General features: G+C 39.2%; 9 protein-coding genes and 10 tRNA genes. 1 reads left to right on the top strand and 18 read right to left on the bottom strand.

What is annotated here, in order from left to right; all coding sequences use genetic code 11:
• Window positions 1–14 precede the first annotated feature (14 nt).
• Genes menH through J2Y67_RS14275 form a run of 3 tightly spaced genes read right to left on the bottom strand, consistent with a single transcriptional unit; the run spans window position 15 to window position 3,974 of the window.
• Window positions 15–827 carry a 2-succinyl-6-hydroxy-2,4-cyclohexadiene-1-carboxylate synthase gene (gene menH, locus J2Y67_RS14285; RefSeq protein WP_310175104.1) on the bottom strand — a complete coding sequence of 271 codons (813 nt, stop codon included), beginning with the start codon at window positions 825–827 and terminating at the stop codon, window positions 15–17.
• Complete coding sequence (menD, locus tag J2Y67_RS14280) at window positions 818–2,572, bottom strand: 2-succinyl-5-enolpyruvyl-6-hydroxy-3-cyclohexene-1-carboxylic-acid synthase (protein ID WP_310175102.1); 1,755 nt, start codon at window positions 2,570–2,572, stop codon at window positions 818–820. The genes menH and menD overlap by 10 nt, the downstream gene beginning before the upstream one ends.
• Window position 2,573: 1 nt before the next feature.
• On the bottom strand, window positions 2,574–3,974 hold the full coding sequence (locus J2Y67_RS14275) for an isochorismate synthase (protein ID WP_310175099.1): 1,401 nt from the start codon (window positions 3,972–3,974) through the stop codon (window positions 2,574–2,576).
• 354 nt (window positions 3,975–4,328) lie between these two features.
• On the opposite strand from J2Y67_RS14275, the gene J2Y67_RS14270 reads away from it, so the two are divergent.
• Complete coding sequence (locus tag J2Y67_RS14270) at window positions 4,329–5,258, top strand: 1,4-dihydroxy-2-naphthoate polyprenyltransferase (RefSeq protein WP_310175097.1); 930 nt, start codon at window positions 4,329–4,331, stop codon at window positions 5,256–5,258.
• A 36-nt stretch (window positions 5,259–5,294) separates the two neighbouring features.
• On the opposite strand, the gene J2Y67_RS14265 is transcribed toward J2Y67_RS14270, so the two are convergent.
• From J2Y67_RS14265 to J2Y67_RS14195, 15 genes are all read right to left on the bottom strand, one after another.
• Window positions 5,295–7,682, bottom strand: a complete 2,388-nt coding sequence (locus J2Y67_RS14265; RefSeq protein ID WP_310175095.1) for a glycogen/starch/alpha-glucan phosphorylase — start codon at window positions 7,680–7,682, stop codon at window positions 5,295–5,297.
• Window positions 7,672–9,123, bottom strand: coding sequence for a glycogen synthase GlgA (gene glgA / locus J2Y67_RS14260; RefSeq protein WP_310175093.1), 1,452 nt, complete (start codon window positions 9,121–9,123; stop codon window positions 7,672–7,674). The genes J2Y67_RS14265 and glgA overlap by 11 nt, the downstream gene beginning before the upstream one ends.
• Window positions 9,120–10,151 (bottom strand): GlgC family sugar phosphate nucleotidyltransferase, encoded by a 1,032-nt coding sequence (locus tag J2Y67_RS14255; RefSeq protein WP_310175091.1) that lies wholly within the window; start codon window positions 10,149–10,151, stop codon window positions 9,120–9,122. The genes glgA and J2Y67_RS14255 overlap by 4 nt, the downstream gene beginning before the upstream one ends.
• A gap of 23 nt (window positions 10,152–10,174) precedes the next feature.
• Entirely contained in the window at window positions 10,175–11,320 is a 1,146-nt protein-coding gene (locus tag J2Y67_RS14250) for a glucose-1-phosphate adenylyltransferase (protein WP_310175089.1), read from the bottom strand.
• Entirely contained in the window at window positions 11,262–13,208 is a 1,947-nt protein-coding gene (gene glgB, locus J2Y67_RS14245; RefSeq protein WP_310175088.1) for a 1,4-alpha-glucan branching protein GlgB, read from the bottom strand. Before glgB ends, J2Y67_RS14250 begins: the two co-directional genes overlap by 59 nt.
• A gap of 735 nt (window positions 13,209–13,943) precedes the next feature.
• Window positions 13,944–14,015: transfer RNA gene (locus J2Y67_RS14240), tRNA-Glu, on the bottom strand.
• Between the two features lie 10 nt (window positions 14,016–14,025).
• Window positions 14,026–14,116 (bottom strand) — tRNA-Ser (locus J2Y67_RS14235).
• Between the two features lie 3 nt (window positions 14,117–14,119).
• Window positions 14,120–14,194 (bottom strand) — tRNA-Asn (locus J2Y67_RS14230).
• Window positions 14,195–14,232: 38 nt separating this feature from the next.
• Window positions 14,233–14,306: transfer RNA gene (locus J2Y67_RS14225), tRNA-Ile, on the bottom strand.
• A gap of 6 nt (window positions 14,307–14,312) precedes the next feature.
• Window positions 14,313–14,386, bottom strand: a tRNA-Gly gene (locus J2Y67_RS14220).
• An 8-nt stretch (window positions 14,387–14,394) separates the two neighbouring features.
• Window positions 14,395–14,470 (bottom strand) — tRNA-His (locus tag J2Y67_RS14215).
• A 26-nt stretch (window positions 14,471–14,496) separates the two neighbouring features.
• Window positions 14,497–14,572, bottom strand: a tRNA-Phe gene (locus J2Y67_RS14210).
• 6 nt (window positions 14,573–14,578) lie between these two features.
• Window positions 14,579–14,655: transfer RNA gene (locus tag J2Y67_RS14205), tRNA-Asp, on the bottom strand.
• Between the two features lie 3 nt (window positions 14,656–14,658).
• Window positions 14,659–14,732: transfer RNA gene (locus tag J2Y67_RS14200), tRNA-Met, on the bottom strand.
• A 44-nt stretch (window positions 14,733–14,776) separates the two neighbouring features.
• A tRNA-Ser gene (locus tag J2Y67_RS14195) sits at window positions 14,777–14,869 on the bottom strand.
• Between the last annotated feature and the right edge of the window lies 1 nt (window position 14,870).

The following is a 14,870-nucleotide window of genomic DNA, read 5'->3' as shown; positions in this document are numbered from 1 at the left end:
AAGTTGATCCTCCTTTAGTTTTTATTCGACAAATAGTCACTAACTATTGTACCAAACTTTTCTCTATCTTCCACATGAATTGCATGCCCGCTCTTTGGAACAGAAATCCATGCACCATTTTTCAATCTTTTCATCATTTTTTCTGCAATCCGACAAAACTTTACATCTTTATCACCGGTTAACAGTAAAACCTCGCATGATACCTGATTTAATTCCTCCCACCAGGAAGGCTGAGCACCTGTTCCCATTCCAATTAAACTGTTTGCAAGTCCTGTTGGGGAGTTATTTAACCTCTGTTTTCTTATCAATTTCTTCGTTTCAGCCGGGAGATTTTCCATCGTGTTGAATAATGGGATTCTCCCCCAATAATCGACAAATGATTCAATGCCTTCTTCTTTAATAAAACTTGCAAGTTTAAAATCATTTATGCAGCGGCTTTTCCGTTCTTCTTCCGTTTCCAAACCAGGTGAAGCACTTTCCAAAACCAGCTTTCTTACCATCTCAGGATAAAGAATCGCAAAGGTTAATGCAAGTCTTCCCCCCATCGAATAGCCAAGAACATCCACCTTTTCAATCCCTAACTGTTCTAGTATGCGGTTCAAATCCCTCGCAGCGGTCTCAATTTTATAGCGGTTTAGTTCCTCGCTAATTTGGGTTTTACCATGACCAACGATATCAGGAATGATTAATTTAGAATGCCCACCCCAAACAGAGCAAAAAGGAGTCCATGTAGAGGAATCTCCTGTAAACCCATGCAGGAGAAGTAATGGAAAACCTATTCCGCATATTTCGACATGAACCTGCAAATTTTCAACCATTACATCCATTCATGGTCACCTTTGACAAAATTTGATATTTCCCGGGAAACAGATCGCCAAAATTCGCGGTGTTCTTCTGTATTTTTTTCTCTATTTGTCACCACTTCAAATACATTTAAACCTTTAGCTTGACCATTTTTCATTAGAGAATGGAAATGATCCCAATCTTTTATTCTTGTAAAATTCCCGTTATACATCTTCACAGCATATTCAAAATCAATATCTAATGGTGTGCCAAATAGCAGCTCAAAATGAGTTGGATGTTCCGACTGAGGAAGGAAAGAGAAAATTCCTCCGCCATTATTATTAATGACAAGAATTTGAATGTCGATTTCATGTAGCTTTGCTGCTAATAATCCATTTAAATCATGAAAAAAGGTTAAATCCCCCAACACAAGATAAAGCGGTTTTGAATATAAAGCAGCACCTAAAGCAGTCGAAACGGTACCATCAATTCCATTTGCCCCTCTATTCGCCATAATACTAATCGATTTATCATTATTTAAGAAAAAACTATCCAAATCCCGAATAGGCATACTGTTTCCAACAAATAAAGTGGCACCCTCTGGAAGCATCTCTGCCAGTTGAGCAAATACTTTCGCTTCACTTAACTTGGTTTCATCTTTTATCACGCCCATATGGTCTTTCGTAAATTGATTAACCCTTTTCCACCTATCTAAAAAAGATGTTGCCGATTTCTTCACGACACTTGACTCCAACTTTTTACAGAAGGTTGATTCATTACAATAAATCATGTTGGTTGTTAATGCTGCAGGATCACGCCAGCCACTGCCGCCATCAATCACATATTGCACTGCATTATGATTTTCTTTTAAGAAGATTGTTAATGCTTTTGAAACCGGCATCGCTCCGAATCGAATCACTACATCAGGTTTTAGATGGTTTTTCGCATCTTCATTCCGTAAAAAGGTATCATAGGTTTCGATGATTTTATCCTTATTATGTTTTCCGCTTCTTAGCTGTGATAACGGATCAACCAGAATTGGATAGTTTAAGGTTTCCGCCAGCCTTGTTACCTTCTCTGCAAAAGTCTTGTCCCCTATATTCCCGCAAACAATGATTCCCTTTTCCTTCTCCTGAAGCACCGAGGCAATCGACTTAAATTGTTCATCATCAATCGTAACATCTCCATTAATGACCTTTACATAACCATTCGGGCGTTCCGTCACATGAAACAGATTTTCATCCAATTTTGGGATTAATGGCTCCCTTAAAGGAAAATTCAAGTGAACAGGACCAGATGGAGCTTGCGTCGCTATGGCTGCTGCACGGGCACAAACTGTCCTTGCATAGCGGATGATTTCATCACTTTTTTCAGGTAATGCCATCTCAGTAAACCACTTAACATGATGGCCATATAAATGATTTTGATCAATCGCCTGTGGGGCACCTACGTTTCGTAGTTCATGAGGTCTATCTGCCGTTAATACAAGTAACGGTACCCTAGCGTATCGTGCCTCGACAATCGCAGGATAGTAATTTGCAGCGGCAGTACCTGATGTACACAGAATGGCTACAGGACGATTGGAAGCCTTTGCAATCCCTAATGCAAAGAATGCTGCTGAGCGTTCATCTACATGGATATGAAGTTTTAAGTCAGGGTGTTCCGCCATGACCATAGCCATTGGGGTCGAACGGGAGCCTGGGCTGACTACGACATCTGTTATGCCGGAGAGAACAAGCTCTGAAACGAATGCTGCAATATAGGCAGTTAGTGATTCTTGATGACTCATATTATTTTCCTCCAAGAGCACGAAGCATCGGTCTAAATTTTAAACCAGTCTCCAAATATTCACTTTCTGATTCAGAATCGGCAACAACACCGCACCCGGCGAATAAGGAGACTTCATTTCCCTGAATAAGACCGGAGCGAATCGCAACAGCAAATTCTCCATTTTCACGATAATCTACCCAGCCCAAGGGTGCTGCATAAAAGCCCCGGTCCAGTTTTTCCACTTCCCTGATTTTTTCAACCGCTTCTTTTTTGGGAAGTCCTCCAAGGGCAGGTGTCGGATGGAGCCTATCAACTATATGCAGTAATGAAGCATCTATCTTAGCTTTTCCAACTACCGGTGTATAAAGATGCTGTATATCTCTAATTTTCATTAAATGAGGCTTATCTGGAAGGATCATTTCTTCACATGATTCCTCTAAAGCTTCCTTAATCATTTCCACAACAAAGCCGTGCTCAATTAGATTTTTCTTATCGTTTAATAACGTTTCGCCTAAAAGATCATCCTCTTCCTCGGTCTGCCCTCTCGAAATGGAGCCGGCAAGACAAGTCGAAAAAATGTGATCATCCTGTTTTTTAATTAGCCGTTCGGGGGTCGCCCCGATAAAGCAATCTCCATTAGATTCAAACACAAAAAGATAACTATCTTTTTGCTGTTCAAATAAACGATTTAATACGGATTCCGGTTCAACCAAATCATCAAAAAACAGACGAAGTTCTCTGGCAAGTACCACCTTTTTTAACGACCCTATCTTTAAGTCTTTTACTACCTCATCAACTGACGCTTTCCATGACTCAGGGGAAATTTCTTTCATTTTAAGAAGAGCCGCTGACTTTGTTTCGGTCTTCTGGTTAATAGAAAGTAAAAACTGATTTCTCTCATCCAGAACTTTTGTAAATAATGATTCATCATCATTTGGGGTACAGACAATATTGGTTGTTAGAAAAGTTTGACCCTTGATAATACTTAACATATATTTTGGGATATGAAACAGTGAATCAGAATATTTCGACCAAAGATCTGTTTTGGGTTTGTGAGGGTCAAAAGAGAATCCGCCAAACATGACGGGACCAATCCCCAATTCAGAATATGGATTATAAATAAAACTATCCTTTAAAAAATTCTGCCATTCATTATCAACAAGAAAAAAGCGGTCAGTAGCCTGATCCGACTGAATTTGTTTTGTTATTCCAATACCTGCTATCACCATATCATCCATCGGGTCCTTCCAAAAAAAACGCTCACCCAGATAGCGTTCCTTACCCAGCATAAAAAATGTAAAAGGGTTAATCCTATCCATTTGATGAACTTCGCTTACTAAAATGGACCTTCCAAGCTTTTTTGCTCTTATAAGAGCTAAAAGACCCCTTTCCTTTAATTCTAATTCGTGAATGGTAACCAAAAAAATCCCTCCAAAACAGCTGAAAAAGCTGTTATCCATTCATTTTCAAGCCTATTTAAACATACTACTCCCCTTGTAAAAAAGTCAATAAATCCTTGTTTTTAACCTTCCTTTTCATTCCTTATTATATAGCAAATTGGTCAATTTCGTATAAAAACAGTATATTCAGGTGATTTCCTCATAGAATCCAAACCAATCTTTCCAATCAAACAGGTATTATCTGCTAAGCTACCTAATAAAATTCCATTGACACTGACTCTTTGTTTTCTTACACTTAGTATTTGGAAAGATCGTTCGTCCTATTAGAAATGTAGCTTGTAATATAGATAAAATTTTAAAAGGGAGAGAACAAATATGCAGCCAAATATACAGCGTCCAGCTGTGGAATCAAACCGTGGTTTTCAAGTTTGGTGGCAAATGACCCGTCCCCATACGTTAACTGCATCTTTTGTACCGGTACTGCTTGGTACTGCACTTGCACTTAAATATGAAAAAATCCATGTTGGGCTTTTTATTGCCATGCTTATTGCCAGCTTGTTGATCCAGGCAGCAACCAATATGTTTAATGAATATTTTGATTTCAAACGCGGTTTAGATAATGAACATTCGGTTGGAATTGGCGGTACAATTGTCCGTGATGGAATCAAACCAAAAACCGTTTTAAATCTTGCCTTTAGTTTTTATGGAATTGCGCTGTTGTTAGGAGTATATATTTGCGCAAACAGCAGCTGGTGGTTAGCTTTAGTAGGATTAATTTGTATGACAATCGGCTATTTTTATACCGGAGGACCTTTTCCAATCGCTTATACCCCATTTGGAGAGATTTTTTCTGGTTTCTTTATGGGAATGTTGATTATTTTAATATCCTTCTTTATTCAAACAGGTACAGTTAATAGTACCAGTATTCTTGTTTCTGTTCCAAGTATGGTACTAGTCGGTGAAATCATGTTATCCAATAACATTCGTGACCTTGAGGGTGATAAAGAAAACGGCCGAAAAACAGTTGCGATTCTCTTAGGAAAGAAAAGAGCCATTTATTTACTTGCCGGGATGTTTACCTTTTCCTATCTTTGGGTGCTAGCTCTAATAATTGCTGGAGTCACTCCGGCATGGGTGGCAATTGTTATTATTAGTGCACCAAAAGCAATTAAGGCGACAAAGGGATTTATCGAGAACACCCTGCCAATCCAAATGGCACCAGCCATGAAAGCTACAGCCCAAACAAATACCATTTTTGGATTTTTATTAGCAGTCGGAATCTTCATTGGACATATTTTCTCATAGTTAAAAGGGAGACCAAGCTTTTTGGTCTCCCTTTTATTATTTAATTTTCCAAATATCATCCGCATACTCTTGAATCGTTCGGTCGCTGGAAAAATAGCCGGCATTTGCAATGTTTGCTAAGCTCATTTTTTGCCACTTAATTGGATCCATAAAGGTTTTGCCGATTGCCTTTTGGATATCCACATAGGAGGCAAAGTCTTTTAATACAAAATATTGATCATTCTCCTCTAGTAAAGAATCGAATATCGGCTCGAACTCATTATATACCCCCGGGAAGAATCCATTAACCAGCTGATCCACAGCCTGCTGAATCCGCCAATCATGATGATAATATTCAAGTGATTGGTATCCGCCATGTTGGTAATAATGCAGTACTTCATCTGAAGTAAGTCCAAAAGTAAAGATATTGGATTCTCCTACTAATTCACGGATCTCAATATTTGCACCGTCCAGTGTACCGACCGTCAGTGCTCCATTAATCATAAATTTCATATTTCCCGTTCCGGAGGCTTCTTTACTCGCTGTGGAAATTTGTTCACTTACATCGGCAGCCGGAAAAATTTTTTCCGCTAATGAAACGCGGTAATTTTCCATGAAAATGACTTTCATTCGATCACCAATTTTCGGATCAGAATTGACCTTTTCCGCAACTGTATTAATCAATTTAATGATCTTCTTTGCATAATAGTATCCCGGTGAAGCTTTTGCACCAAATATAAACACCCTTGGAACCATTGAAAAACTTGAATCCTCTTTAATTTGATTATAAAGATACATGATATGTAAAACATTGAGGAGCTGACGTTTATACGCATGAAGTCTTTTTACCTGCACATCAAAAATAGAATTCGTATCAACTGCCACCCCTGTTTTATCATAGATGATGTCTGCAAGTCTTTCTTTATTATCCTTTTTTATCTTCGCCAATTGTTCGAGGAAAGATGTTTTACTTTCATATTGGCTTAGCCGGACTAGTTCATTCGGTGCTTGTGTCCAATTAGCGCCAATCGTTTCAGTAATTAAGCTCGATAATTTCGGGTTTGCCTTTAATAGCCAGCGCCGATGGGCGATTCCATTCGTTTTATTGTTGAATTTCTCCGGAAACAACTGATAAAACTGACTCATTTCCCGATGCTTTAGAATTTCTGTGTGCAATTTGGCAACACCATTCACACTAAAGCTTCCGACAATAGCTAAGTGAGCCATTTTTACGTGATCATCTGCAATAATAGCTAGCTTCCCAATTCTATCCCACTCGCCCGGATAACGGTCCCACAGCTCCTTGCAAAACCGTTCATTTATCTCTTCAACAATCATATAAATTCGCGGCAGCAGCGGGCGGAAAATCCTGAGCGGCCATTTCTCTAATGCCTCTGTCAAAGTAGTATGATTTGTATAGGAAATCGTATTCCTTGTGATATACCAGGCCTCGTCCCAATCAAAGGATTCCTCATCCATTAATATCCGCATCAATTCAGGTATAGCCAGAACAGGATGCGTATCATTGATATGAATACAAACATGCTCATGAAGTTGCATCAAATTCCCATGCTGTTGCCGGTAAGACTTAATAATCGATTGAAGGCTCGCAGAAACTAAAAAATACTGCTGCTTTAACCGTAAGATTTTTCCTTCGTCATGAGTATCGTCAGGATATAAAAATTCTGAAACAGACTCTGTTTCTCTTTTATACATTAAAATGTCATGGTGAATAGGAAATTGAGAAGGCTCCGCATTCCAAAGCCTCAATGTATTAACTGTATCAGTGTGGTAGCCAACTACCGGCATGTCATGCGGCACAGCGGTAATGGTTTCAGCATTCAGATGCTGAAACAGAAGGCGGCCATTTTCCATTTTGGCTTCTACCTTCCCCCAAAATGGAATTTTAACTGCCAAATCCGCTTTTCGGATTTCCCAAACATTACCGCTCCGAAGCCATTGCTCCGGAAGTTCAACCTGGTATCCATCGACAATCTTTTGTTCAAACAAACCGTGTTTATATCGAATTCCATGCCCATGGCCTGGTAGATTCAGCGAAGCAAGGGAATCTAAAAAACAGGCGGCTAGCCTGCCTAATCCGCCGTTTCCCAAGCCTGCATCTGCTTCAAACTCTTCTAACTCACCTAAATCAATCCCAAGTTCCTGCAGCCCGTCCTGGACCACTTGTTCGATACCAAGATTAATTAAATTCTGTCGTAAAAGTTTTCCAAGAAGATACTCGATAGAGAGATAATAAACTTGTTTTCCCTTCGTTTCCCGATATCGCTCGTTTGTTTTAATCCAATCATTGCTTACATATTCGCGAATCATATTTCCAAGGGTTTGAAAATGATCCTGCTCCGTACTCTCAGTAAAACTAGTTCCGCATACCATCTCAACTCTTTTTAAAAAAGTTCTTTTAAACTCTTTTTTACTAGAAAACATGAGTTTCACTCCTTGAGATGAGCTCTGCATAGAGTTGATTATATCTGAATGCTGACTGTGCCCAGCTGTTATCCATCTCCATTGCCCTCTTTACGAGTTTTGGCCAAACATGCTGATCATGGTAAAAATGAATGGCTCTTCGAATCGTATAGAGCATGTCATGTGCATTAAAATGACTAAATGAAAAGCCATTTCCTTCCCCTGCTATTTCGTTCCAGGCTTGGACTGTATCATTCAAACCGCCAGTTTCTCTCACAATCGGGATGGCTCCATATTTCATGGCAATAAGCTGACCAAGCCCGCATGGTTCAAAGAGGGACGGCATTAAAAATAGGTCGGCTGCTGCATATAGCTTATGGGCAAGCTCTTCATTAAATCCGGTATGAACCTTTAGCTTTTCAGGGTAAACCCTTGCAGCTTGTCTGAAATACTCCTCAAACTCGTAATCACCCGTTCCAAGAATAATGACCTGTATATCCTCCTGCAGTATTTCCCGAAGAACACATTTTACAAGATCAAGCCCTTTTTGTTTCGTCAGTCTTGAAATCATCACCATAAGCGGGGTTCCAGAAGACTGCGGAAGCCCAAACAACTTTTGAATCTCGCGCTTATTAATTCCCTTTTTCTCATGATTATTAGCCGTGTAGGTTTGATATAAAAATGGATCTTTTTCCGGATTATAAAAATCCTCATCAATCCCGTTTAGGATCCCAAAAAGGTCTTCCTCTCTGGTTTTAAGTAAACCATCAAGCTTTTCCCCATAGGTTGGAGTTTGTATTTCCTGCTTGTACGTAGGGCTAACAGTTGTAATTTTATCAGCAGCAACAAGACCTGCTTTCATAAAATTGACATTTCCAAAAAACTCCAATTGTCCCAAATCGATAGATGCTCGATCTATTCCGAATAAATCCTCTAAAACTTCATTTGAGTAAATTCCCTGAAATTGAAGATTATGAATCGTAAAGACAGTACGAACTTTACCGTAACCTTTTCGTTTATAATATTCCTTTCTTAAAAGGAAAGGAATCATCGCTGTATGCCAGTCATGGCAATGGAGGACATCCGGAAAGAAATTTAGGTGTGATAAGGTTTCTAACACAGCCCGGTTAAAGAAAGCAAATCTTTCTCCATCATCATAGAACCCATAAAGACTTTCTCGTTTGAAATAATATTCATTATCCACAAAATAAAAGGTAAGACCTTGGTAATCGAGCTCTTCTATCCCGCAATATTGATTTCTCCAGCCCACTGGAACAGTAAATTCCTTTACTTTTTTCATTTCCTTCTTAAAATCATCAGAAATTGTACCATATTTAGGAAGAATCACTCTTACATCTGTACCAAGACTTTTTAATTCCTTTGGAAGAGAGCCTGCAACATCGGCAAGCCCTCCAGATTTTACAAATGGTCCACACTCAGAAACTGCAAATAAAACTTTCACGAATTAATCAACACTCCTTGTTTCGTACCTTTACGGATAACATATGGATTCTGAGCTGTACCCGTTAATTGGGTTCCAGCCGGAACTTTGACATCCTTATCTAAAATGACCGAATCTAGGAAACAATTATCCTCAATTTGGCACTTCTGCATGATAATACAGTTTTTAATAACCGACCCTTTACCAATTTTAACGCCCCTGGAGATAATACTATTTTCAACCGTACCGTTGATTAAGCAGCCATTGGCAATCATCGTATTTTTTACGTTTGATCCTTTGATATATTTCGTTGGCGGTTCATCCTTTACCTTCGTTAAAATTGGCTGCTCTTTTAAAAATAGCTGCTTCCAAACAGCCGGGCTTAACATTTCCATACTAGTAGAATAATAGTTCTGGAATGAATCGATCATCATTGCATATCCATCATATACATGGTGACAGACTGTGTACGAATGATGAATATCCTGTACCACGTCCTTCATACAGGTATATCCTGTTTCACCCCTTGTTTCAATTAAGTTCGTAAGCAGGGAGGTTTTGACTAAGTAAATCTCCATCGGCTGGCCATTCTTATGATGAAGTTCTGTGATATCACAACCTGAACGGATATGCCAATCCAAAAGAGGTTTAAAGTTCATATTAAAAACAGTATAGCAATTAGCAATAATTGCGTACTCTTGGGTGCTGCGATAAAAATAGTCCATATTAGCCGCAAAATGATCAAATGAACCGACTCTGTTTTGATCATTTTCGAGAATGGGCGAAGGAAAAAAGAACAAACCATCTCGTTTTCGATTTAAATCCCAATTCTTCCCTGAACCAAGATGGTCCATTAACGAACGATATTGTGCTTTCGGAAAAATCCCCACACTGCGAATTCCTGAATTCACCATGTTGGAAAGAATAAAGTCAATCATTCGGTAGCGACCGCCAAAAGGAAGGGCTGCAAGTGAGCGGTGTGTTATTAAATCCTCTAAATCTTCATGATAGGTTGTTGCGTCAATTACTCCTAATAGCTCTCTTTTCAAAACCTTATTCCCTCCTTAATTATTTAAATAGCAGGATATAACCCACTTAACATTTCTTTTGTCACAAGGATAATTTCATTATCATAGGAACGGATGACTGTTCCATCCGGAACCGTAACTTCACTTGGCACAATTGCCTTTTCAATCAGGACATTATTGCCAATAATTGCGTCTGGCATAATGACTGTTTCCTTTATAATTGACCCTTGCCCAACACTTACCCCTTGAAATAGAACTGACTTTTCAATCTCACCTTCAATGGTGCAACCTTCATTGATAAGTGATTCTTTTACGATGGCATTTGGGGCAATATATTGCGGTGGCTGGTTCGGATTAACTGAGTAGATTCTCCAGTCATGATCAAATAAATCTAATTCACACTCATTATTTAATAAATCCATATTAGCTTCCCAAAGGCTTTGGACTGTACCTACATCCTTCCAATATCCTTTAAAAGGATAGGCATACAGTTTCTTCTTTTCATCCAGTAATAATGGAATAACATCCTTTCCAAAGTCATGACTGGAATGCGGATTCCTCTCATCCATTTCCAAATATTCTTTCAGTATATTCCAGCTGAAAATATAAATGCCCATGGAAGCAAGATTATTTTTAGGGCTGCTTGGCTTTTCCTCAAATTCTGTGATTCTCATTTCCTCATTCGTACTCATAATGCCAAAGCGGTTCGCTTCTGCCCATGGTACTTCAATTAAGGAAATGGTGACATCTGCCCTTTTTTCAATATGATATTCAAGCATGTTTTCATAGTTCATTTTATAAATGTGATCCCCGGAAAGAATTAACACATAATCCGGCTGATATTGCTTAAGATAATTTAGATTTTGATAAATAGCACTTGCCGTACCTGTGTACCACTTCACTTCAGATGACTCACTATAAGGAGGTAAAACGGTTACCCCGCCGTCCTTACGGTCAAGATCCCACGCACTGCCTATTCCAATATAGGAGTTTAATAGTAATGGCTGATATTGTGTTAAGACACCAACAGTATCGATTCCAGAGTTGGAGCAATTGCTTAAGGGAAAATCAATAATCCGATATTTCCCTCCAAATGGTACAGCAGGTTTTGCAAGGTCCTTTGTGAGAGAATTAAGTCTGCTTCCTTTCCCTCCTGCCAATAGCATGGCTACGCACTTTTTCTTTCCCATTTCCTTTTCGCTCCTTTCGTTTTTTAACAGGTCTAATTATGAGGAATCCAAATGGAGGTATGGTTAGTTCAACGGAATATCCACGCCCATGAATCGGCTCCTCTAAAGAAATGATTTTCTTTTTATTCATCCATCCGGCACCGCCGAAATTTTCATAATCACTATTAAAAACTTCACGATATTCTCCAGGGGACGGAACTCCAACCCGATAATGTTCATACCCAACCCCTGTAAAATTACAAATAATAATTAATGACTCTTCAACTTTTTTCCCTTTTCGGATAAAAGAAAAGATTGATTGGTGATGATTATCTACATCAATCCATTCAAAACCGTCCTGGAGATGGTCTAATTCAAATAAAGGTTTTGATCTTTTGTAAAACTTTGTTAATTCTTTAACATATACATTTAAATTTTGATGCATTTCATAGTCCAGCAGATTCCAATCAAGCTGCTCTTTATCCTTCCACTCTGAAAACTGCCCCAATTCAAAACCCATAAATAACAGTTTCTTTCCTGGGTGGGCATACATATAGCCAAGCAGTAATCTTAATTGAGCAAATTTCTCCCAATATTCACCTGGCATTTTGTCTAATAATGATTTTTTCCCGTGGACCACTTCATCATGCGAAAATGGCAGCATGAAATTTTCTGAAAAAGCATATAAAAGCGAAAAGGATACATTTGAATGGACTTTTGAGCGAGAATAGGGCGGTGTCTCCATATATTCAAGCATGTCATTCATCCAGCCCATATTCCATTTATAATCAAAGCCTAAACCGCCATAATGAACGGGTGTGGTAACTTGAGGAAAATCAGTTGAATCCTCTCCAATTACCAAGAAGGATGGGTCATATTCGTGGATTTCTTTGTTTAATTTTTTTAAAAATTCAATTCCAAACGGATTTTCAATTTTTCCATCTGCATTCGGCCAATAAATGATATTGGCAACGGCATCCATTCGAAAACCATCTATATGGTAGTATTGCATCCAAAAAAATGCATTCGAAATAAGGAAGCTTTGTACTTCAGCTTTGCCTAAATCAAAATTTGCAGTCCCCCACACCGGGTTCTCTCGATCGTTCACATGACTATAGGAATAAACATGTGTGCCATCAAATTGATATAAACCATGTGCATCTTTACAAAAATGCCCTGGCACCCAGTCAAGAATGACTCCTACTCCTTGCTGGTGGCACTGGTCAACGAAATACATGAATTCTTCAGGTGTACCGTATCTTGACGTTACAGAATAATAACCTGTACCCTGATATCCCCAGGAATCATCGAGTGGATGTTCAACCAGGGGCAAGATTTCAATATGTGTAAACCCATGTTCAAGAACATAGGGAAGAAGTTCATCTGCCAAATCCTTATAGGATAAAAACTCTTCCTTTTGCTTCTTCATCCAAGAACCGAGATGAACTTCATAAATTACGGAAGGCTCAGACAGAAAATTTCGTTTTTTCCGTTGATTCATCCATTGTTCATCTTGCCATTTATAGCCTTCTATTGAATAAACAATTGAGGCGGTATTCGGGCGAAGCTCTGAATAGAAAGCATATGGATCAGCCTTTTTAATGACCTCACCTTTTTCCGTGAAAATTTCGTACTTATAAAGACAACCTTCAAGGTCCTGGTCCATAATGAGAATCCAAACACCTTCATCATTCACTTTTTGTAGTTCATATCCCTTACCGTTCCAATTATTAAAATCGCCAGCTAGCCTTACCTTTAGTGCCCTGGGGGCCCATACGCAAAACCGTGTATATACCTTATCGGAATCTCTATAGATATGAGCGCCAAAAAGCTGGTGACTTTGAAAAAAGCTTCCTTCATGAAATAAATGCAACTGGTAGTCAGTAGGAAAAAAAGTATTCACTGCCATGGCTTTTCACATCTCCATTGAAAATATGTATTACAAAGTACAATTATAATTGTAAATATTGTATTTTCGTTGAAATACTTTTTTATGTTTTCTGACAATAACTTTTATCAGGTTTCAAAATGCATGTTATTTCGTCAAAATTCGACTGAAGCAGACAAAGAAAATAACGGTTATCGACAAAATCAGATTAAATCTCTTAAAAAAAGTTTCATTTTGGCAACGTTTACATTAGTGGAAAACACGAGTAAAAAGTATATAGTGGAAAGTATTTTGTTCAAAATGGAAGGTATTTACACAAAATATATAGCGGAGGGTATAAGGTACAAAGTGGAAAGTAAATCGTTCAAAGTGGATAATATTTAGCCTAAAGCGGAAAGTAATTCTTGAAAACTGGAAAATATATTTAGCTAAGTGGAAAATAAATTAGATTGCACACGAACAAACAGTAATTAAATATAAGATAATCCTCAAACTTTCATTAAAACCCTCCTTTTCACCTATTATATTACGGCTTTAAGAGCTTTTAAGGTAAATAGAAAGTTAATCCACTCAAAGTGGAAAATATTTAGCTTAAATCGGAAAATAAACCTTATAAACTGGAAAATATATTGAGGTAAGAGGTAAGTAAGATGATTTTATGAGGAGCTTCAAAAACATAGCTTGAAAATAAGCGCATTTGAAAAGGACCTTTGAATATAAAAAAAGCTGATGAATAGACTCATCAGCTTCATATTATGACCCCTACGGGACTCGAACCCGTGTTACCTCCGTGAAAGGGAGGTGTCTTAACCGCTTGACCAAGGGGCCAATAAATTTATGGCAGAGAAGAAGGGATTCGAACCCTCGCGCCGGTTACCCGACCTACACCCTTAGCAGGGGCGCCCCTTGAGCCACTTGGGTACTTCTCTACATGGCTCCGCAGGTAGGACTCGAACCTACGACCGATCGGTTAACAGCCGATAGCTCTACCACTGAGCTACTGCGGAATAATGATAAGTTATTTTGCTATCGCAAAAAACTTTAGTGGGCCTAAATGGACTCGAACCATCGACCTCACGCTTATCAGGCGTGCGCTCTAACCAGCTGAGCTATAGGCCCATATTTTGGAGCGGGTGATGGGAATCGAACCCACTACATCAGCTTGGAAGGCTGAGGTTTTACCAGTAAACTACACCCGCAAAATTAATGGGGCGACTGATGGGAATCGAACCCACGAATGTCGGAACCACAATCCGATGCGTTAACCACTTCGCCACAATCGCCATGGTATTAAATCTAAAAAATTAAATGGTGGCTCAGGACGGAATCGAACCGCCGACACAAGGATTTTCAGTCCTTTGCTCTACCGACTGAGCTACTGAGCCAACATATGGCGGTCTGGACGGGACTCGAACCCGCGACCTCCTGCGTGACAGGCAGGCATTCTAACCAACTGAACTACCAGACCAAATTGCGGAGGCAGGATTTGAACCTGCGACCTTCGGGTTATGAGCCCGACGAGCTACCAGACTGCTCCACCCCGCGATAATAAAAATTGAAGCCTCAAACTTGCTGAAGATAAAGTAATATGGCGGAGGAAGAGGGATTCGAACCCCCGCGCGGTTTAACCCGCCTGTCGGTTTTCAAGACCGATCCCTTCAGCCGGACTTGGGTATTCCTCCA

The sequence above is a fragment of the Neobacillus niacini genome (genome assembly GCF_031456445.1).
Classification (GTDB): domain Bacteria; phylum Bacillota; class Bacilli; order Bacillales; family Cytobacillaceae; genus Neobacillus; species Neobacillus niacini_I.
The sequence above is the reverse complement of the archived record's forward strand: the minus strand, read 5'-3'. Positions and strand labels throughout refer to the sequence as shown.